Below are 20645 nucleotides of genomic sequence, written 5' to 3' on the forward strand. Positions count from 1 at the left end.
CGACGGCGGCCCCTCAACACTCACCTTGCCCTGGGCGTCAACCGCAGGGGCCTGCTCGCCCGCGGCGCTCATGGGTGTGGAGCGCTTGGCAGCCGGTGGCCCGCTCTCCTGGGCCTGGCCACCGTCCTCGGTCGCCACCGCCGTGGCGCTGCTGTTGGGCGCGGCGCCGTCGGGCAGGGGAGCCTGGCCCTCGTGGGGAGTGGAGGCCTGGGCTCCGGGATCGCCGGTGGCCGATGCCTCCTGATCCGGATCCCCAGGTGCGCCGTCGGCGGTCGGCTGCGTTGCCTCCGCCTGAGGGATCTGGACGGCATTGGGCGCAGGCGGTGTTGTCAGCCCGCCGGTGGCCAGGTCGATCCTCAGCTGGTCCCCGCAGTCCAGGATGCCGGAGCTGACTCGGCACCTCAGGTCACTGCCGTCCAGATCCCCGGGGATCGGCACGATCCACCGAGGTGTGCTGGAGTCCGCCTGGGCCCCACCGCCACCAGCGCCTGGCCCGAGCGGTAGCCGATCCGCAGGAACATGAGATCGTCCACCGTGAGCACCACCTCGCCCGCACTGCTCAGGGGCAGTGGCTGGATCTCCTGGCCCAGGCCGGAGGTGTCAGCACTGGCGGCGATCCTCGGCGGGTCAAGGTACTCCAGCGAGCCGCCCATCTCGTGAGGGCCCAGCCTCCGCTGAGGACCATGGCCACGGCGGCCATGACCGCCACACCCGCCAACGGCTCGCGCCGACGTCGACTCCTACCGGGGGAGGCCCCGGCGAGGGAGGCGGGACTCGGCGCAGCCGCGCCCGCCGGAGCCTCCGGAGCAGGGGTCGCGGGGGCCGGCGATGCGACGGGCCCTGTGTCGTGATCATCGGGTGACGTGGGAGCGGGATGCGAATCTGGGGTGACGGGAGTCATAGTGGAATTATGTCGCCGATCCCCCTCCGCGGGGCGGATTGAACAGCGGTTCTCCCGGTGCCTCAGGCAGGAGCCTGCCCGGCTGGGGATGCCCCCTATCCCTCCTGGGGAGTCGGCTCAGGGCTCTGCGCCGAGTCTGCCTGGTCTCCCTGCTCGCCGCCCTCACTGCCCTCGCCTTCCTTGGGCGTCGGCGAGGGCGTTGGCGTCGTGGGCTTGGGATCGGGCAGCGGCGGGCCGAAGGCGGTGACCTCGAAAGTGCCGTCGGGCAGCCCCTTGAGCACCAGCCAGACCTGATAGACCACGGTGCCGTTCTCATCAGGCGCAGGGCTCATCCACGGATGCCCCGGATCCTCCGAGGTCACCGGGCACACCACGTCCCCACCCTCGAACTCCGCATACTTGACCACACCGCCGGGCACCGGCGTCACCCCATCGGCAGCGGGACCGGCCATGAAGCAGCCGGTGACCACGCCCCCAGGGGGGAACTGGGCGCTGCGGATCGTGTCCGAGGCGCTGGCGATCTGGGTGCCCTCCCCGCGCGGCGTGCTCAGGGACTTGAGCAGCTTCTCATCGGCATGCTCGCCGGCGGTGGCGTAGTCCTGGTTGGCCACGGCATCGTAGAAGGCCTGAACCTCAGCCGTATCGGGGATCCGGGACTCTCCCGCCGGTGTGTGGTAGAGGGTGTCGGCGATGGTGAATCCCTTGCCGTTCCACTGGGCCGTCACGGTGGCGGCCCCGTTGCCCGAGCATCCTTCACAGGAGGAGTCCCCGGCGATGAGGATGCCCGGCACGCGGAAGAGCACCGTCTGCCCCACCACGCGCAGCTCATCGATGCTCACTCGCGACAGCGAGCCGAGCCCCGTGAGGGACTCCATGGGAATCGACCCCAGGAGACTGCCGTCCGCGGCGTAGGCGGCCACCACATCGCCCGAGCCCTGCTCACTCGAGCAGGACAGGGAGGCGATGGTGATCGGCTGCCCGGCGGAGACACCGGGAGCCGCGGCGGTGATGGACGCCGAGGGGCCCGCCTGCGCATCCCCGGCCACCCCGCCTGACATCTCGGCGCTCCAGGTGCCCGACTCCCCGTCCTGCGCCCCCACGGGGCACTCCGCCGGCAGGGACAGAGTCCTGTTCCCCAACTGCTCCTGGGTCAGGGGCTGGGGAACATCCTTGGCGGGTGGGGACTGCTTGGCCCCGGTCTCGGAGGACAGCAGGGAGATGGAGGTCCCGTTGAACACGACCACCGACCCGGGCACGGAGACCCAGGAGGTCACCGGGGTGGCGACCTGCCACTGGGTGGTTCCCTCAGCGGCGTTGATGGACACGATTCCGTCAGGCTGGGCGATGAGCAGGGAGCTGCCGGAGGCCGACCACAGGGGCGTGCTCTCGCCGCCCAGGCTGTTGAGCTGGGCCGACCCCTCGGGCAGCGTGCGCGTCCACATGACCTTGCGTCCCTTGATGGCCGCCAGCGTCGTGCCGTCACTGACCAGCCAGATGCTGCTGCCCCCCGGCAGGCGAACCGGCCCCAGGCGGCGGGGCGCCTCGGACTGCACCGCCCACACCGGCGCCAGCGGGTCGAAGGACAGCCCCTCGATCGACTTGCCGTCGGCGGTGGTCAGGGTGCCGGTATCGGACAGGATGGGGGCGTCCTTGGTGGCGGCGCTCTGCCCCAGGCGGATGGTTGAGCCCGTGCCCTCAGCGCTCTGGCCCCCGGCGGCCTCGGTGGGCGGGGCGGAGGCCTCCTGAGTGGCCCCGGAGATGATTCTTGCCTTGGCGTCGTTGGTGCCGCCCGACACCGAGACCCTGACTCCCTCGCCGCAGTCCAGCACCCCATCGGTGATGGCGCAGGACAGATCTTCAGTCTCCAGCTCCTCGGGCAGCGGCGAGATCCAGGCCGGGTACCCGGTGGACGAGGTCAGGTCCAGGCCGATCAGTGCCTGCCCCTGGCCATAGTCGGCCCTGAAGATCCTCATGCTCCCGTGCTGCAGCATGGTCTGTCCCTTCGCGTTGAAGGGCTTGGCCACGATCGTGTCTCCCAAGCTGCTCAGATCAGCACGAGCGGCCAACTGCGGCGCCTGCGTGTGGTCCCGCGCATCCGCCCACCGGGTGTAGATCACCGAGCTCCCCACGACGAGCATGATGATCACGGGCACGGTGATGCTCGTGATCAGGGCGCCGCGGCTCATGCGGCGGCGCCGGCGCTTGACCGGGGGAGGGGTGCGCTTGGGCTTGCTGATCCTTCCAAGGGCGGCCGGTGCCGCAGGCAACGGCTCGACGGGGGCCTCATCCTTCGACTCGGGCCCGCCCGACGGCGTGGGGGAGTAGATCGGAGCCATGCCCCCATTCTTGCGGTGATATCCACGGCGCCGCTGCACCTTGACTCAGAATGTGAAGGGAACGGCTCCCCAAGCCCCCAGGCCCCGGCGCTCTGGGGCGCGCAGCCGGGGAGTCGCCCAGTCCTGCCGCAGGTCGGGGCCATGCCGGGCCCACCTGAGCCCAACACGCGCAGGCCGACGGCGCCTCGGCCCGCCCGTATGACAGGATGATCACCTGCGGCTGGCGACCTGTCAGGCCAGCAATGCCCGTGAGCGGGGCCGGCGAAGCGCCCGGCCCCGCTCGCCGAGATCACCACAGGCGTTCGCGCCCGCGCTGTGAAGGAGCCTGGTATGGCCCGCGACATCGACAACTCCGTGCCCATCGAGTCCGTCGAGGAGCTCGCCGGATGGATCGCCCAGGGGGAGAAGCCCGCCTCGAACCACCGGATCGGCACCGAGCACGAGAAGATCCCCTACTACCGCGACGACCTCAGCCCGGTCCCCTACGAGGGGCCGCGGCCCGGCATCCGCCAGCTCCTGGAGGGCATGGCGGCGCACCTGGGCTGGGAGCCGATCATGGACGCCGGCCGCATCATCGGACTGCACGGATCAGGGGGCGCCATCTCCCTGGAGCCCGGCGGCCAGTTCGAGCTCTCCGGCGCTCCCTACACCTCCCTTCACGACACCGCCGACGAGCTCGACGACCACCTGCGCCTGGCCGCCGCCGTCGCCCACCCCCTGGGCATCGGCTTCCTCGGCCTGGGCATGAGCCCGGTCTGGAGACGCGAGGAGATCCCGCTGATGCCCAAGAGCCGCTACGACATCATGACCGCCCATATGCCGCGCGTGGGCACCATGGGCCTGGACATGATGCTGCGCACCGCATCAGTCCAGACCAATCTCGACTTCAGCGGCGAGGCGGACATGGTGGCCAAGTACAGGCTCTCGTTGGCCATCCAGCCGCTGGTCACCGCACTGTTCGCCAACTCGCCCATGACCGACGGCGCCCCCAACGGCTGGCTGTCCATGCGCTCCCGCATCTGGCTGGACACCGACCCCCAGCGCACCGGCATGCTGCCCTTCGTCTTCGAGTCGGGCATGGGCTACGAGCGCTACACGGACTACGCCCTGGACGTGCCCATGTACTTCCTCAAGCGCGGCGACGCCTACCACGACGCCACCTCCGGGACCTTCCGCGATCTGCTCAACGGGCGCCATCCGAGCATTGCCGAGCGGCCCACGCTGGGGGACTGGGAGAACCACCTCTCCACCCTCTTCCCCGAGGTCAGGCTCAAGCGGGTCCTGGAGATGCGGGGCGCCGACTCGGTGAGCCCCGGCCTCATCACGGCCCTGCCCGCACTGATCACCGGGCTGCTCTACCACCGGCCGTCGCTGGCCGGCGCATGGGACCTGGTCAAGCATCTCAGCGCCCAGGAACGCCAGGATCTGCGCGAGCAGGCCCCACGACTGGGCCTGCGCACATCCATGGGTCGCGGGAGCCTGGGCGATCTGGCCCGCGACATCGTCGAGCTGGCGCGCTCCGGCCTGGCCGCCCGTGATCTGCGCAACGCCCAGGGGCAGGACGAGTCCATCCTTTTGGAGCCCCTGGAGGAGATCGTCGAGTCCGGCCTGACCCCGGCCGAGCGCCTCATCAACGACCTCGACCAGCCGGGGCGCAGCAGGATCGAGCAGGTCTACGAGCGCAGCGCCCTGTAGTCCGGGCGCGGTGGACTCCGAGCACGGTGGGAAGCGCCTGAGCGCAGTACTGGCCGCTGACCGGCCCCTGGGAGGCGAATGGGCCGTGACCTGCGCAGATCGCTGGCCGGCAGCGCATATTGCCACAGCGCTGCCGCTCACCATGGTCACAGAGCAACGTCAGAAACGTCACGTTGCGGTCACGTGCGTATTCAACTTGTGATGTGGTTGAGTGATCACCCGGTGGACGACCAGGGCAGCGCATGCCCCACTGCGCCAGAGCGCAGACTCCGCCACGTCCTCGGGATCAACCATGCGCTGCCGTGCCCCAAGCAGAGAGAGTCTTCATGATCACCAAGCGAGTCATCGCTGCGGCAGCCCTCGCTGTCATGCCGCTGAGCCTGACGGTCCCGGCCCATGCGGCCCCCGTGGACAGCGGCGTGCAGAGCTCGATCCTGCCCGGCGCGGTCAGCGCCGAAGGAGCGCGCCACGCCCAGACCATCCTCACGCGCGTCAACGAGCTGCGCACCAGCAAGGGCCTGACCCCCGTGACCCGCTACACCCAGCTCGACACCGTGGCGCAGAACTGGTCGGAGCAGATGGCGGCCTCCAGGACCATGGAGCACAACCCCACGTACGCCGAGTCCTACCCGAAGGGCTGGACCTCGGCGTCGGAGAACGTGGCGATGCGCAGCAGCGCCTCCAACGAGGACATCGGCGAGGAGCTGTTCAAGCAGTGGCTCAACTCGCCGGGGCACTACGAGAACATGGTCAGCCCCGACGCCAACTCCATCGGCATCGGCATCGCCCAGGACTCGACCGGCGCCTGGTACGCCACGCAGAACTTCGCCGCCTACCAGAACGCCAGCGCCGCAGGGCTGACCCAGTCGGGCGGCTCGGGCTCCTCGAACTCCTCGAGCAACGGCGGCTCCCAGGACAGCCCCGCGCCCTCACCGCAGACCACGACCGAGCCCGCCCCGCAGCAGGACGCCCCCTCGGAGGCGCCGTCGGCCCCGTCCACCCAGGACGCTCCCGAGCCTGAGCCCACGGCCTCGGGGACCACCGGGGCGCCCGAGTCGGACACCCCCTCGCCCAGCCCCACGGCGCCCGCCACATCGCAGGCCCCGAGCACCCAGGATGCGTCCCCGCGGACCGACGACCAGCTCACCGGCTCCCAGGCCGCGGCGACCTCGACCACCGCACCGGCCGCCGCCGGTGCCTCCTCGCCCGGCCGGAGCCTGGCAAGGACCGGCCCGAGCATCGCAGTGGCCCTCCTGGTCCCGGGCCTGGTCGGCGTCGGACTGGTCCTGCTGCTGCGCCGTCGTCGCCACAGCTGAGACAGCTGAGACAGCCGAGACAAGCACTGCATGAGGTCGGGGTGCCCGCCGCCGGCGTTCCGGTGGCGGGCACCCCGCCGTTGCGGCCGCTCCAGGGCTGCGCCCGGTGATGGGACGGCACGAGGAATGATGAGGCGCCCAGGAGCGAGTCCGGAGGCCGCGACTCTGCCATGATGGTCCCCGTGAGGCATGCACCCCTGGAACCAGAGCTGACCGAGCCCCTGCCCGCACAGGTGGATCTGCGCCTGGTCGTCAGCGATATGGACGGAACCCTGCTCGACGGCGAGGGCCGCGTCCCCGCCGGATTCGCCCCCATGATCTCCGCACTGCGCGCCGCGGGTATCGTCTTCGCCCCGGCCTCGGGGCGCCAGCTCGCCAACCTGCGCGCCGTCCTGGGCCCCGAGGTCGACGATGCCCCCATCATCGCCGAGAACGGCACTCTCGTGGTTCAGGGCCAGGAGGAGATCCACATCGACACCCTCTCCAGCGCCCAGGCCGCGGCGGCCGTGACCACCGTGCGGGACCTCAGGCTCGATGGCCACGACGTCGGCGCCGTGCTGGCCTGCTCGCGCTGCGCCTACATCGAGCGCCAGGACCCGGCCTTCCTGGAGCAGGCGGATCGCTACTACGAGGCGCTGGAGGTCGTCGACGACCTCATGGAGCGGCCCCTGGACGATGTGCTCAAGGTGGCCACCTTCGACTTCGACGACGTGGAGAACGGCAGCTCCCAGGCCCTGGCCGCCGCCGTACCCGACGCCCAGACCGTGGTCTCAGGCAAGCACTGGACCGACCTGATGCCCATGGCCGCCTCCAAGGGTCGCGCCCTGGCCGCCCTGCAGAGGCGCCTGGGCATCACCCCCGCCCAGACCGCGGTCTTCGGCGACTACCTCAACGACCTCGACCTCTTCGAGCACTCCGAGCTGAGCTTCGCCATGCGCAACGCCCACCCGGGGATCCACGCCGTGGCCGCCTACACCGCACCGGCCAACACCGAGGACGGCGTGCTGCGCACGCTGGCCGAGCTCCTGTCGCGCATGGACTGATCCGGCGGGCCGCGCCCGGGCCAGGCGCCCGGTCACCGCTCGCGGTGCCGGCCGCCTCCCATGAGGGCGTCGAGCTGGCGGCGCTCCTTCTTGGTGGGCCGCCCGGCGCCACGGTCGCGGATCACCGCAGCGGGAGCCAGGAGGGGGGAGGGGCGAGGAGGCGAGAAGTCCTCGTAGGCCGTCCGGGCGATCGGCGCCCCCACCCGCTTGGTCAGGATCCGCTCAACCCTGAGGAACCGGTCGAAGCCATCGACCCGGTAGCGGACCTCATCGCCGATCGTCACATGCTGCGCGGGCTTGGCGGTCTCGCCGTTGATGCGCACATGGCCTGCCTTGCAGGCGGCCGTCGCCGCGGAGCGCGACTTGATCTGGCGCACGCTCCACAGCCATACGTCGATCCTGGCCGAGACCGGCTCCCCGCCTGCGGCAGCCCCGCTCTGGGATGCCGAGGCGCGAGATGATGCACGGGACATGGCGCCCATCCTAGGGCCAGCGCCGACGCCGCCGCACCGACCTGCGCCCTCGGACAATCAGCCCCCAGCCCAGGACCAGGGCGCCGAGCGCGGCCAGCGCGGCCAGCCACGGCGAGGACAGGATGGTGCGGCCAAGGTCCTCAGCCGTGCCCGCCGCCTCCTGGATGGCCGACGGCGCCCCGTCCCCACCTGCGGCGCAGTCGCTGAGAGTGCTGCGCAGGGCCTGCCGGTCCTCGTCAGGCAGCCCCAGATCGTAGGCCGAGGCCACCGAGGTGAAGCGCTGGGCGTAGTGGCAGCGGAATTCCTTGCTCGGTGGCCACCAGCCTGGGCCGCTTGCCGTCTGCCAGCTGCCCGTCTCCGTTGATCCGATGGGGCAGGTCGCCGGGCCGCAGGCGCCCTTGGACTGGTTGGCCTGGCCGTCGACCGCCAGCAGGTTGAGGGGATCATTGGCCACCAGGAGTCGGGTGCGCTCCGGCCAGGCCCAGGCTCCGTGGGCGTAGAGGTAGTTCAGAGGGACCACGTGGTCGATCTGTACCGCCGCAGAGGTCTCCTGCCCGCGCTGGAAGGCGATGGTCTGCCCGGTGTAGGGGTCGTGGAGCGTACCCGTCCACACCGTGGCATCCGGGCACACCGAGGCGCCCTGACCGGCCGCCTCCTCAGGGCCCTGAAGGCCAGGGGCGCGGGAGTAGTCCGCATCGACCAGATCCCGGGCGAGGATCTCGTTGCGCGTGTCGCAGGCATCGCCGTCCACATCCAGCCAGGGCTCGCCGAACCAGCCCTTGCGCGATCCGCCCTGCCCCCATGACTCGGGCGCCGGGGAGTCCTGGGGCAGGGCCTCCAGGGCCTCAAGCGCCTCGGCGGGCCCCAGGACCTGGTCGCCCCGATCATCCCAGGCGACCTGCGCCGTCGGCCCCTGGGCAGGATCCTCAGCGGAGGCCCGCGCCGGTGCTGCGGCCAGTGGGAGGCAGGCGGCCAGCAGGAGGGCGGCAAGAGGGGACAGGCGCTGGGGCAGGGTGATCACCGGAGGCTGGATCTGTTGTGGCGGGCGGGACTCAGGGAACGATATACCCGGCGGCGCGGAAGATCTCGTACCAGTGCTCGCGGGAGAGCTCGATGTCCGCCCCGGCCGCGCAGGCGCGCACCCGCTCAGGGCGCCTCGTGCCCAGCACCACCTGCATCCTGGCCGGGTGGCGCAGGATCCACGCGGTGGCGATGCCCTCGGGAGCCACGCCGTGCTCGGCGGCCAGGCGGTCGACGACGTCGTTGAGCTCGCCGTAGGCCTCACGGTTGCCCAGGTAGGGGCCGGAGCCGTCACCGGACTGGAAGGGGGACCAGGCCTGGATCGTCGTATGGGTCAGCCGGCAGTAGTCCAGGATGCCGTCGGTGCGCATGATCGACTGATCGTGGGCCATGTTGAGGGCGAGGCCCTCGGCGATCATCGGGGCGTGAGTCGGGGAGAGCTGGAGCTGGTTGGCCAGCAGGGGTTGCCTGACGGCGGAGCGCAGCAGCTCGAGCTGGCCGCGGGTGTGGTTGGACACGCCGAAGCGGCGCACCTTGCCCTGCGCCTCCAGGCGGTCGAAGGCGCCGGCGACCTCCTCGGGCTCCATGAGCGCGTCGGGCCGGTGCAGGAGGAGGACATCGATGTACTCGGTGCGCAGGGCGCGCAGTGAGGCCTCAACCGTCCTCATGATGTGCTCGGCGGAGAAGTCGAACCAGCCGAATCGGATCCCGCACTTGGTCTGGATGATCAGCTCCTCGCGCTGGGAGGCGGACAGGCCCATGGCCGAGCCGAAGCGCTCCTCACAGGCATGGTCCACGCCGTAGATGTCGGCGTGGTCGACCATGGTGATGCCCTCCTCCTGGGCGGCGGACACCAGGGCGCGGATCTCCGCGTCGCTGAGATCCTGGATGCGCATGAGGCCGAGGATGAGGCTGGGAACCGACAGGTCGGAGCCGCCCAGAGCGATGCTTCTCATGGCCCAAGGCTAGCCCGGCCGGTCCCGGCCCGAGCGGCGCGAGCAGTTCGGTCGGTGCGGCGTCCACCGGGGCGCGCGTCGCCTCGCCCAGCCCCCGACCAGCCGCCATGGGGTGCTCAGTTGGGCACGTTCTTGGCGGCGGCCTTGTCCAGGTACCACACGGTGCTCGCGCCCCGGGCGCAGGAGGCGGGCACCAGGGCGTCGGGCGATCCCAGCGCGGAGGCCACCGCCTCGGCCTTGCCCGCACCGCCGGCGATCACCATGACGCAGCGGGCTCGGTGAATGACCTCGAAGGTCAGTGACACGCGCTGGGGCGGGGGCTTGGGCGACTCGCGCACCGCCACCGCCGGGGCGCCCAGGGCCAGGGCCGCAGGGTGGTCGGGGAACAGGGAGCAGACATGGGCGTCAGGCCCCAGACCCAGGTGGATCACGTCGAAGGCCCCGGCCCCCAGGCCGTTGGCCCGCAGGTCCTGGGACATCAGGGCGGTGGCCTCATCCAGGTCGGCGACCGCCTCGGGGTCGGCCAGGCGATGGACCTGCCCCTCGGGAATGCCGGCTGATACCAGCGGCGCCACCAGCAGGTCGTTGCGCTGGGCGTCCCCGGCCTCCACGAAGCGCTCGTCACCGAACCACAGGTGAATGGCCTGCCGCACCGGCTCCTCCAGCGCGCCCAGCTCGCGGCCCAGGTGCTCGGCCAGGGCCTCGCCCCCCGAGCCACCCGTCAGGGCCAGGTGGGCCAGTCCGCGCTCGGCCACCGCCTCATCCAGGAGTCGCGCGGTCTGCGCCGCCGCCGCGCGGGCGGCCTTGTCCAGGCTCGCCAGGACCTCCAGTGAGGGAGCCTCCAGGGCGGCGGCCGCCCGCTCGATGCGGGCGCGGGCCTCCTCGGGCGAGGGCAGACCCGCACGGGCGGGGGGCGTGGAGGGAGCGTCTGCGGGTGAGGTGGTCATCGTGTCTCCTGATCGAAGGCGGCCAGGACCTCGTGATAGACGAGATCGGGGGTCAGGCGGCGCAGCTCCTCATTGAGGGTGGTGATCGGCTCGCGGCGGGCCATGGTCACCACCCTGGGCGGGGAGCCGGGGCGGGTGATGGTCACGCGCTCATGGTCATGGCGGGCGATGGTGATATCGCCCTGGGCGGTGCGGGCCGTGATGGAGGCGATCCCCTGGAAGCCGTCCTGGTCCTCGCGCTCGACCGGCACGTTGAGGCGGAGCCTGAGCCAGGTGACCATGAGGGACACCGAGGAGTTGAGGCGCTCACCGGCCACGACGATCCCCTCGATCTCCCCGGAGCGCAAGGCGCTGTCCAACGTGGCGACCACCATGGCCCTCCACAGCGTGATGCGGGTCCAGGCCAGGTCGATGTCCCCGGGCACGCTGATCGGGGCCAGGGCGGACAGGTCGTGGGCCGGCTCGGGCCGCGCCGGGGTGTTGGTGATGCGGGTGGTGCCCAGGCGCCCCAGGGGATCCTCGGAGGGCACCGGTGGAGCGGCGTCGGGCCACCACACCACCACGGGGACATCGGGCAGGAGGAAGGGCACCACCAGGGTGTCCGTGTGCTTGGCGGCCTCTCCCCAGGGCCGCAGCACGAGGGTCTCCCCGGCACCGGCGTCGTGGCCCACACGGATCTCGGCGTCCAGGTGGCCGGGGGTATCGGCCGAGACATGGCCGTCACGGCTGCGCGGCCCCACGGCGGCCTGATCCTCGGGCGGGGAGACCACGGCGATCACCCGGCAGGGGTGGTCGAGGCTGGCGCCGTGGGCCGCGCACAGCGCCTCCTCCAGGCCCCCGGGATCGGTGGGGATGACCAGGGTCAGCACGCGCGAGGCGCCGGCGGCCCCGGAGTGCTCCAGCAGCTCGGAGACGATCCGGGCGGTCGTGGTCGCGGTCAGGGTCGTGATCATGAGCGCCTCCAGATGCGGCCGTCACGGGCGAGCAGTTCACGGGCGGAGGCCGGCCCCCACGAGCCGGGCCGGTAGCCCTGCGGGGCGCCGGAGGCCGCCCAGTGCTCGATGACAGGGTCCAGGATCCGCCAGGACAGGTCCACCTCGCGCTGGTGGGGGAAGAGCGGCGCATCGCCCAGCAGCGCGTCCAGGATGAGGCGCTCATAGGCCTCTGGGGACTCCTCGTTGAACGAGGCCCCGTAGCCGAAGTCCATGGAGACATCGCGCAGCTCCATCTGGGTTCCCGGGACCTTGGAGGCCAGGCGCATGGTGATTCCCTCATCGGGCTGGATGCGCAGCACGACGGTGTTGGCGCCAACCCCTGCGGTGGCAGCCGCCTCGAAGGGGAGGAAGGGCGGGCGCTTGAAGACCACCGCAACCTCGGTGACCCGCCGGGACAGGCGCTTGCCGGCGCGCAGGTAGAAGGGCACCCCGGCCCAGCGGCGGTTGGCGATCTCCAGTCGAATCGCCGCATAGGTCTCGGTGCGCGAGTCGGCGCCCACGCCCTCCTCCTCCAGGTAGCCGCGAACCGGCAGTCCGCCCTGGAAGCCGGAGTCGTAGCGGCCGCGGGCCGTGGTCAGGTCCAGGTCGAGCACGCCGTCGCGCTCCAGGACCACCGAGGCCAGGACCTTCTCCTTCTCGGCGCGCACCGCCGCGGCATCCATGGAGGTGGGCTCCTCCATGGCCGTGAGGGCCAGGAGCTGGAGGAGGTGATTCTGGATGACGTCGCGCGCCGAGCCGATGGTGTCGTAGTAGCCGGCCCGTGTGCCGATGCCAATGTCCTCGGCCATGGTGATCTGGACGTGGTCGACATAGCGCTGGTTCCACAGCGGCTCGAGCATGGTGTTGGCGAAGCGCAGTGCCAGGATGTTCTGAACCGTCTCCTTGCCCAGGTAGTGGTCCACCCGGAAGACGTCGTCGGGTCGCACGATGCGCCCCACGAGATCATCGAGCTCGCGAGCCGAGGCGCGGTCGTGCCCGAAGGGCTTCTCAATGACCACCCGGCGCCAGGACCCGGCCGCCTCGTCGACCAGTCCGGAGCGGGCGATGCGCTCGGTGACCGCCGGGAACCACCCCGGCGGGATGGACAGGTAGAAGGCTCGGTTGCCGGCGGTGCCGCGAGTGGCGTCCAACTCGGCGACGACCCGGCTCAGTGCCGCGTAGGCGTCGTCGTCCTCGAAGGAGGAGAACTCCACGAAGCGCATGCCCGCGGCCAACTGGTCCCAGATGGCCGGGCGCCACGGGGTGCGGGCTCCCGAGCGGGCGGCCTGCTCGACGTAATCGCGCAGCTCCTCATCGCTCCAGTCCCGCCGGCCCACGCCCACCAGGGAGAAGCTGGGGGAGAGCAGGCCTCGGCTGGCCAGGTCGTAGATGGCCGGGAGCAGTTTATGACGGGCCAGGTCGCCGGTGATGCCGAACATGACCAGCACGCAGGGGTCGGCGATACGGGGCAGTCTCAGATCCCGGGGATCGAGAAGCGGATTGACTCCCTGCGGGTGAGCGTTGGCCTGCTGGCCGGCAGGCGCTGAGTCTGTGGTGGGCACGCGAGCCTTCCTGAGACGGGAAGCGCCCCGCGCCGGGGCGCTTGGTCCCCATCCTAGGGCTCCACCGCCCGCTCGCCGGCAAGACAGCATGAGAGACAGGCCAAATCCAACGACCTTCGTCCCATGCCGTGGGCGGGGTAGTGTCTGCACTATCGGAGCGCCTTCGCCCGGCGCACACAGTCCGCACTTGGAAGGGCCCCTCATGACCGGCTTCACCCCCGCACCGTCCTCGGCCGACCTTGGTGTTTACGGACTGGGGGTGATGGGGGCCAATCTCGCCCGCAACCTCGCCCGCCACGGTCACGCCGTCGCCGTGTACAACCGCACGACGGCGCGCACCGAGCGACTCATGGACAACCACGCCGCCGAGGGCGAGTTCGTGCCCGCCGCCGACCTGGCGGACTTCGTGGCCTCCCTGCGCAGCCCCCGGGTCGCCATCATCATGGTCCAGGCCGGCGCCGGCACCGAGGAGGCCATCGGCCAGCTCGCCGAGCTGATGGAGCCCGGCGACATCATCGTGGACGCCGGCAACACGCTCTACACCGACACCCGCCGTCGCGAGGAGGCGCTGCGCGATCGCGGCATCCACTTCGTGGGCATGGGCGTGTCCGGGGGAGAGGAGGGCGCACTGCTGGGCCCCTCCATCATGCCCGGGGGGACCGAGGAGTCCTACCAGCGCCTGGGGCCCATGCTGGAGAGCATCTCCGCCCGGGCCGACGACGGCGCGCCCTGCTGCACTCATGTGGGGCCCGATGGCGCGGGCCACTTCGTCAAGATGGTGCACAACGGCATCGAGTACGCCGATATGCAGCTCATCGCCGAGGCCTACGACCTGCTGCGGCACGTGGGCGGGCTGAGCGTCGCCGAGATCGCCGAGGTCTTCCGCTCCTGGAAGGACTCCGAGCTGGACTCCTACCTCATCGACGTCACCACCGAGGTGCTCTCCCGCACCGACCCGGCCACCGGCCAGCCCTTCGTCGATGTCATCGTGGACGCTGCCGGGCAGAAGGGCACCGGCGTGTGGACCACCCAGACCGCCCTCGAGCTGGGCGTGGCCGTGCCGGCCATCGCCGAGGCCACCTTCGCGCGCGCCGCCTCGTCCTCCGCCGACGCCCGGGCCGCCGTGCGCGGCGCGAGCATCGAGTTGGGCGCCTCCCAGGACGCGCCGCTGGCCGGAGTCGAGCGCGAGGCCTTCATCGAGGCCGTCAGGCAGGCCCTCTACGGCTCCAAGATCGCCGCCTACGCCCAGGGCTTCGATGAGATCGCCACGGCCTCGGCCCAGTACGGCTGGAACATCGACCTGGGCGCCATGGCCACGATCTGGCGCGCCGGCTGTATCATCCGCGCCCGCTTCCTGGAGGACATCACGCGGGCCTACGCCCAGGAGCCGGAGCTGGCCAGCCTGCTGACCGCGCCGGTGTTCTCCGCCGCGCTGGCCGGCGCCCTGCCGGCATGGCGCCAGGTGGTGGCCACCTCCGCCCTGACCGGTGTTCCGGCCCCGGCCTTCGCCGCCTCTTTGGCCTATGTGGACCAGCTGCGCGCCGAGCGCCTGCCGGCCGCCCTCATTCAGGGGCAGCGCGACTTCTTCGGCTCCCACACCTATCACCGAGTGGATGATCCGACTGGCGTCTACCACACGCTGTGGTCCACCCCGGAGCGCGCCGAGGAGAAGTGGAACTGAGAAAAGGGACAATGAGTACGGGGAAAACCCTGGGAGTTCCCTGCGGTTGATTCCGTTGAGGCATGGAGGCGCGCGGAAGCGGGCCCGCATCCACGGTGACACGGTGATTCTCGGTTAGACGCGCTTGCGTTGGGCGGTATGGTGGTCCTTGAGGCAGCGCACCAGGCGCCGCAAAGACCTGAGGGGCAGGAATGTCGAGCATGCCGATCGAACAGGATCCCTCCTCCACGCAGACGTTCGGGGTCATTGACCACAACACCTCCGGCTCGATGCCCATCATGGGCCTGAGCCAGCAGGACGCCGCGGCCATCGCCGCGCTTCCCGCGGGTACCGCGCTTCTGCTCGTCCACCATGGGCCCACCACCGGTGCGCGCTTCTTACTGGATGCCGCCGAGACCACAGTGGGACGCCACCCGAGGGCCGATATCTTCCTGGACGACGTCACCGTCTCGCGCAAGCACGCCGTCTTCTCCGCGCTGCCCGATGGCGGCTACGGGGTGCGGGACTCGGGCTCCCTCAACGGCACCTACGTCAACCGCACCCGGGTGGAGCAGGTGGCGCTCAGCCCCGGCGATGAGGTCCAGATCGGCAAGTACCGGATGACCTATCACCCCGGCCCCCAGCGGGCGGCAGCGGCCCAGTGAGCGCGGCCGCTGCCCGGGCCAATCGCAGCGGCGCCCCAGCGACCGGGGTCGCCGCTGCCCAGCCGGCCCCATGGCCGCGCGGAATCTCGCGCGAGCCCAAGATGAAGATCGGGCAGGTCGTCGATGCGCTCAAGGGTGAGTTCCCGGCACTGTCCATCTCCAAGGTCCGCTACCTGGAGGGGGAGGGGCTCATCTCCCCGCATCGGGTGGGCAACGGCTATCGCCGCTACTCCCAGGCGGACTTGGAGCGACTGCGCTACGCGCTGTCGGCGCAGCGGGACGACTACCTGCCCCTGAGCGTCATCAGGCAGCGCCTTGCCGAGCTCGACGCCGATGAGCAGGCTCCGGCCCCGCAGCCGGTGGCGCGGGTGGTAGCCCGCGATGGCCGCCTGGTCGAGACCGGGGCGATGGATCTGACCTCCCTGACGGCGCACAGCGGAGCCACGGAGTCGCAGATCGAGGAGATGGTCGCCGTCGGCCTCATCAGCCCCGACGCGCATGGTCGCTACTCCTCCCAGTGCCTGCGCACCGTGCGCCTGGCGCTGGAGGTCACCCGTCGCGGCCTGCCGCTGCGCAATCTTCGCGCGGTGCGGACCTCGGCCGAGAGGGAGGCCGACGCCATTGATCAGGCGGTCTCCCACCTGCGCGTGCGCTCGCATGGCAGCGCCGAGGAGTCGGCGCGCGCACTGGCCGAGCTCGTGGGCGAGCTGCACACGGCCCTGCTGCACCGCGCCGTCAGCGCGCTGGACTGACGAATCCGGTGTTGTCTGACGCCCGTCGGCAAGACAGGCGCTGCCGCGACCTCTATGGTGGGCAGATGCGCGCCATGCGACTGGTGGATATCCGGTCCACAGAGCCTGAGCGGGGCCTGGTGGCCGTCCTGGTTGAGGACGGCGGCCCCGCTGTGCTGGCGGTGCCGGTCACGGCCCGCCAGGGGCTGGCGCTGCAAGGATGCCAGGTGGGTCGCGCCCCCTCCTGGGCCGGCGTCGTCGAGGATCTGGTCCACACCCTGGGGGGCCGCCTCATCCGTCTGGAGCTCGACGCCGATGCCGACGCCCGCATCACCGCCCGTCTCGTCCTCGATGCCGCCAACGGGAGCGAGCCTGTGACCGTGCCCTGCGGCGCCGGGGACGGGATGGTGCTCGGCTGCACGCAGAGCGTTCCACTGCTGGCCAGTGCCGAGGCGCTGCGCCTGAGGGCCTGGGACTTCACCGATCCGACTCCAGACACGCACAGAGACCTCGACTGCGACACGCGGGACGAATGTGACTGATGTGACTAAGGATGTGACATGCAACATAGATGCGCGACGCTGGCGGAGCAGTGGATCGCCGTCATTCCGCGGCAAAACCGGCTTGGCTCGCATCACCCTCAACCTGCGGTCGAGATTGAAACCCTCCTGAGCCCCTGGTGATGGCGCGCCCTTCATTGAGCAACGCGGTGCGGGGTTCTATCGTGGGGCCGTGGCCGCTTCCAGCGGCAGCGCAGCGCGGACCCGCGCATCCCGACAACCCCGACAGGAGCAGGCAACGTGAGCGTGAAAGAGGCCAGCGCCCAGGCGGCGCCCCAGCGCGTCCAGGGCATGCTGTTCGGCGATCCGCTCCCGCAACTCGATGCTCATTCGGGCTATCGGGGCCCGGTGGCCTGCCGCGCCGCCGGCATCACCTATCGCCAGCTCGACTACTGGGCTCGCACCGGCCTGGTGGAGCCGTCGATCCGTGGTGCCAAGGGCTCGGGCTCGCAGCGGCTCTACTCCTTCCGCGACATCCTCGTGCTCAAGATCGTCAAGCGCCTCCTGGACACCGGCGTCTCCCTGCAGCAGATCCGCGCCGCAGTCACCGCGCTCCACTCCCGGGGCGTCGATGACCTGGCCTCCATCACCCTGATGAGCGATGGCGCCTCGGTCTACGAGTGCACCTCACCGGACGAGGTCATCGACCTGGTCGCGGGCGGCCAGGGGGTCTTCGGCATTGCCGTGGGCCGGGTGTGGCACGAGGTTGAGGGCTCCTTGGCGGAGCTGCCCGTGGATCACGCCTCCCAGCCCGTGGTCGAGGACGAGCTCGCCAAGAGGCGGGAGGCCAAGCGCCAGCAGGCGGGCTGAGCCCTCAGGGGCAGTGCCCGCGATCATGTCCGGGGCCGAGCGCACCCGTGGTGCCGCATCGGCCCCGCCTCTATGCTGGTGCACGCACGCGGCCTCGTCAGCAACAGCCAGGAGGAACCATGACACGACGGATCGCCGACCTCGAGGTCAGTCCCATCGGATTCGGAGGCAACGTCTTCGGCTGGACCGCCGATGAGTCCACCTCCCACGATCTGCTGGATGCCTTCCTGGCGCAGGGCGGCAACGTCATCGATACCGCTGACGGCTACTCCTTCTGGGCCGCCGGCAACAGCGGAGGGGAGTCGGAGACCGTGATCGGCTCCTGGCTCCACAAGCGGAAGCGGCGCGACGACGTCGTCCTGGCCACCAAGGTCTCGACCAAGCCGGACCGCTCGGGGCTGGCCGCATCGAATATCGACACGGCTCTCAAGGAGTCCCTGACGCGCCTGCGCACCGACTACGTCGACATCTACTACGCCCACTTCGACGACGCCAACACCCCGCTGGAGGAGACGATCACGGCCTTCGAGGACGCCCGTCGCCAGGGGCTGGTGCGGCATGTCGCCCTGTCCAACTACAGCCCCGAGCGCATCAACGAGTGGGTCTCCATCGCCCAGGTCAATGGATTCGCCCCTCCAGTGGTCCTTCAGCCCCACTACAACCTCCTGCACCGGGGCGATGTCGAGGGGCCGGGCAATAGGGGAGAGGTCGCCGCCGCGCACGGCCTGGGTCTGATGCCCTACTTCTCACTGGCAGCGGGCTTCCTGACCGGCAAGTACCGCCGCGGGCAGCAGGCCCAGGGCGACAGAGCCGGCATGGTGGCCGACTATGACCGCGAGGAGTGCTACGCCGTCGTCGATGCGCTGGTGGAGATCGCCGCCGCGCACGGCGTGGAGCCCGCGGCGGTCGCCCTGGCCTGGCTGCGCGACCGCCCCGGGGTGGTCGCCCCGCTGGCATCGGCTCGCAACCTGGACCAGCTCGGCCCCCTCCTCCAGGCCATGAGCCTGGAGCTGGCCGAGGAGGAGACCGAGATGCTGACTCGCGCCTCCGACGCCGCGCGGCCCCAGCCGGCCTGATCGCTGCACGGCTCAGGAGCGGGTGGGGCCCCGACCTGTCTCACAGGTCAGGGCCCCACCCGATTCTGGGTGACCACAGTGAGTCGTGGCGCTCGGCTCCGGTCAGTGGGTGCGACGCCCCAGGACGTACTGGCGGCAGTAGCCATCGCTGAGATCGGTGATGGTGACACGCACCAGCCCCGCCTCATCGATGCGGTAGTGCTCCTGGATGCGCGCGCCGTGGTCGCGGCGCTCCACCGGCACGTCGCGCAGGTCCTCGACCTCGCGCAGCCCGGCCTCCAGGGGGAAGACGATGTCCTGGTAGGGGGCCAGCTCGCCGCTGGGCTCACCGGCCTCATCAACATCCGCGCACTCCACGTAGCGGAACCAGCCGACGTTGTGCGCGGCCTGGTACTCGCGGGTGATGATCGTGCCCTCCCTGCCGCCGGGGGAGGCCTGGATGGAGTCGGGGCTGAGGATCGCGTCGAAGACCAGGCGATGCCCGCCGTCGGCCTCCCTGAAGACGCCGAAGCCCCGCGACAGGCGGTCGGTCAGATCGTAGTCACTGGTGCGATCGGCGGCGATGGCCAGTCCGATCGCCGTCGAGGCGCCGGGGTAGGGGGAGCGGTGAACGCGCCGGCCGAAGCGCTCGCGCAGCAGCCGGGGGACCAGCGGCAGGCCCGAGGCCCCTCCCACCAGGTAGACCCCGGCGATCTCGGTCAGATCCGGGGTGCCGTCCTCCAGGTGACCGACCAGGGGCGCCATCGTTGACAGGGAGCGCTCCATCAGCGGCATGCAGGCCTCGTAGAGCTCGGAGACCGGGATGATGACGTCCTGACCCCTGAGGACGACCACCACGCGCCGGCTCTGGGGGTTCAGGCCCTCCTTGGCATCGCGGCACTGCTCCAGCAACTCGTCGAGCTCAGCGGCGGCCAGGTCCTCCTCGGCGATGCCGGCGCGCTCCAGCACCATCTGGGCCGCCACCAGGTCGACGTCGTCGCCCCCCAGATCCCCCAGGCCGTGGGAGGCCAGCACCTCATGGGAGGTGCCCACCACGTCCACCAGCGAGGTGTCGAAAGTACCCCCTCCCAGGTCGTAGACCAGCACGCGGGTGCGCTTGGAGGAGACGGTCGAGGCCTTGCGATGGGTGTACTCGAATCCGGCGGCACTGGGCTCATTGAGCATCGCCGCCACGTGGAACCCGGCTGCGCGGAAGGCCTCCAGGGTCAGCAGGCGCTGGGCGCCGTAGGCGTGAGCGGGCACGGCCACCACCACGCGCGAGCGCGTGACATCGATGTCGGCGGCCTCCAGGCGCGAGCGCAGGTGGCCCAGGAATCCGGTGAGGATGTCCAGGACGGTGAAGCGCTGCCCGCCCAGCTCCACCGGGGTGTCCGCCGTCACCGTGGGGGAGGCCAGGAGCCGCTTGAGGCTGCGCAGCAGGGGAGCGCCCCGACGAGCCGCCGCGCGAGCGGCGAAGCCGTGCACCATCTCGCCGTCCTCCAGAGCGGTCAAGGACGGGATGAAGTCGTGGTCATCGCCCTCCTCGTCGGCGAAGCCCAGGATCGGGTAGTTGCCGCGATCGGCCCGGGCCACGACGGTGCGGGTGGTCCCCAGGTCGATGCCGAGGTCGACATCGGTATCGATACTGCTCTTGCCACTGAGGAAGGTGCCACTGTCCACTGCCATGAGCCGACCATATCGCGGCATCCTGGGAGCCGGGGGCGGGTTCACCTGCTGAACTGCAACCGTGTCATGACAGGTTTCAAGGCCCGGGCGCGCCTCTGAGACCTCTGGCCCTCATGTGATAACGAGCCCAGGGATACTCTGGGCGGACGCAGGGCATCGCGCCCTGCGCCAGGCGTCAGCCCAAGACTGGCGCATGGGGAGTCCGTCGCCTGCACGAGGAGAGGGTGCAGCCCATTCGCCAACAGGGCCCCGGAC

19 protein-coding genes are annotated in these 20645 nt (G+C 70.8%); 10 read left to right on the top strand and 9 right to left on the bottom strand.

Going from position 1 to position 20645, the window contains the following annotated elements:
- Positions 1-25 precede the first annotated feature (25 nt).
- A complete protein-coding gene (locus EL266_RS09315; RefSeq protein ID WP_126412307.1) occupies positions 26-244 on the top strand; it encodes a hypothetical protein in 219 nt (72 codons plus the stop codon).
- A gap of 157 nt (positions 245-401) precedes the next feature.
- On the opposite strand, the gene EL266_RS09320 is transcribed toward EL266_RS09315, so the two are convergent.
- Both EL266_RS09320 and EL266_RS09325 read right to left on the bottom strand, forming a co-directional pair.
- On the bottom strand, positions 402-653 hold the full coding sequence (locus EL266_RS09320; RefSeq protein WP_026427395.1) for a hypothetical protein: 252 nt from the start codon (positions 651-653) through the stop codon (positions 402-404).
- 343 nt (positions 654-996) lie between these two features.
- A complete protein-coding gene (locus EL266_RS09325) occupies positions 997-3237 on the bottom strand; it encodes a hypothetical protein (protein ID WP_026427396.1) in 2241 nt (746 codons plus the stop codon).
- A 330-nt stretch (positions 3238-3567) separates the two neighbouring features.
- Here EL266_RS09325 and EL266_RS09330 point away from each other — a divergent pair, with 330 nt between their 5' ends.
- The 3 genes from EL266_RS09330 to EL266_RS09340 all read left to right on the top strand — a co-directional run bounded on the left by EL266_RS09330 (position 3568) and on the right by EL266_RS09340 (position 7291).
- Positions 3568-4932 (top strand): glutamate--cysteine ligase, encoded by a 1365-nt coding sequence (locus tag EL266_RS09330; protein WP_026427397.1) that lies wholly within the window; start codon positions 3568-3570, stop codon positions 4930-4932.
- Between the two features lie 326 nt (positions 4933-5258).
- Positions 5259-6248, top strand: coding sequence for a CAP domain-containing protein (locus tag EL266_RS09335; RefSeq protein ID WP_026427398.1), 990 nt, complete (start codon positions 5259-5261; stop codon positions 6246-6248).
- A gap of 182 nt (positions 6249-6430) precedes the next feature.
- Positions 6431-7291 carry an HAD hydrolase family protein gene (locus EL266_RS09340; protein WP_026427399.1) on the top strand — a complete coding sequence of 287 codons (861 nt, stop codon included), beginning with the start codon at positions 6431-6433 and terminating at the stop codon, positions 7289-7291.
- A 32-nt stretch (positions 7292-7323) separates the two neighbouring features.
- Here the strand turns inward: EL266_RS09340 and EL266_RS09345 are convergent, their stop codons facing one another.
- The 6 genes from EL266_RS09345 to zwf all read right to left on the bottom strand — a co-directional run bounded on the left by EL266_RS09345 (position 7324) and on the right by zwf (position 13223).
- Positions 7324-7764, bottom strand: coding sequence for an RNA-binding S4 domain-containing protein (locus tag EL266_RS09345; RefSeq protein WP_034515164.1), 441 nt, complete (start codon positions 7762-7764; stop codon positions 7324-7326).
- A 10-nt stretch (positions 7765-7774) separates the two neighbouring features.
- On the bottom strand, positions 7775-8782 hold the full coding sequence (locus EL266_RS09350; RefSeq protein WP_026427401.1) for an HNH endonuclease family protein: 1008 nt from the start codon (positions 8780-8782) through the stop codon (positions 7775-7777).
- A 34-nt stretch (positions 8783-8816) separates the two neighbouring features.
- A complete protein-coding gene (locus EL266_RS09355) occupies positions 8817-9740 on the bottom strand; it encodes an aldo/keto reductase (RefSeq protein ID WP_026427402.1) in 924 nt (307 codons plus the stop codon).
- Positions 9741-9856: 116 nt separating this feature from the next.
- On the bottom strand, positions 9857-10687 hold the full coding sequence (gene pgl / locus EL266_RS09360; protein ID WP_084500944.1) for a 6-phosphogluconolactonase: 831 nt from the start codon (positions 10685-10687) through the stop codon (positions 9857-9859).
- On the bottom strand, positions 10684-11640 hold the full coding sequence (locus tag EL266_RS09365; protein WP_026427404.1) for a glucose-6-phosphate dehydrogenase assembly protein OpcA: 957 nt from the start codon (positions 11638-11640) through the stop codon (positions 10684-10686). Before EL266_RS09365 ends, pgl begins: the two co-directional genes overlap by 4 nt.
- On the bottom strand, positions 11637-13223 hold the full coding sequence (zwf, locus tag EL266_RS09370; protein ID WP_026427405.1) for a glucose-6-phosphate dehydrogenase: 1587 nt from the start codon (positions 13221-13223) through the stop codon (positions 11637-11639). The genes EL266_RS09365 and zwf overlap by 4 nt, the downstream gene beginning before the upstream one ends.
- Before the next feature lie 202 nt (positions 13224-13425).
- On the opposite strand from zwf, the gene gndA reads away from it, so the two are divergent.
- The 6 genes from gndA to EL266_RS09400 all read left to right on the top strand — a co-directional run bounded on the left by gndA (position 13426) and on the right by EL266_RS09400 (position 18725).
- The gene (gene gndA / locus EL266_RS09375; protein WP_026427406.1) at positions 13426-14904 is read left to right on the top strand and encodes an NADP-dependent phosphogluconate dehydrogenase; all 1479 of its coding nucleotides are present in this window, start codon (positions 13426-13428) and stop codon (positions 14902-14904) included.
- Positions 14905-15095: 191 nt separating this feature from the next.
- Positions 15096-15548, top strand: coding sequence for an FHA domain-containing protein (locus tag EL266_RS09380; RefSeq protein WP_026427407.1), 453 nt, complete (start codon positions 15096-15098; stop codon positions 15546-15548).
- A 101-nt stretch (positions 15549-15649) separates the two neighbouring features.
- Entirely contained in the window at positions 15650-16300 is a 651-nt protein-coding gene (gene ftsR / locus EL266_RS09385; RefSeq protein WP_026427408.1) for a transcriptional regulator FtsR, read from the top strand.
- Between the two features lie 65 nt (positions 16301-16365).
- Positions 16366-16821, top strand: coding sequence for a hypothetical protein (locus EL266_RS09390; RefSeq protein ID WP_051281318.1), 456 nt, complete (start codon positions 16366-16368; stop codon positions 16819-16821).
- A 309-nt stretch (positions 16822-17130) separates the two neighbouring features.
- Positions 17131-17649 carry a MerR family transcriptional regulator gene (locus tag EL266_RS09395; RefSeq protein WP_034515227.1) on the top strand — a complete coding sequence of 173 codons (519 nt, stop codon included), beginning with the start codon at positions 17131-17133 and terminating at the stop codon, positions 17647-17649.
- Positions 17650-17768: 119 nt separating this feature from the next.
- Positions 17769-18725 (top strand): aldo/keto reductase, encoded by a 957-nt coding sequence (locus EL266_RS09400; RefSeq protein WP_026427410.1) that lies wholly within the window; start codon positions 17769-17771, stop codon positions 18723-18725.
- 102 nt (positions 18726-18827) lie between these two features.
- Here the strand turns inward: EL266_RS09400 and EL266_RS09405 are convergent, their stop codons facing one another.
- Positions 18828-20390 carry an Hsp70 family protein gene (locus tag EL266_RS09405; protein ID WP_026427411.1) on the bottom strand — a complete coding sequence of 521 codons (1563 nt, stop codon included), beginning with the start codon at positions 20388-20390 and terminating at the stop codon, positions 18828-18830.
- Positions 20391-20645 lie beyond the last annotated feature (255 nt).

Origin of the sequence: Actinomyces slackii, assembly GCF_900637295.1 — a bacterium.
GTDB lineage: Bacteria > Actinomycetota > Actinomycetes > Actinomycetales > Actinomycetaceae > Actinomyces > Actinomyces slackii.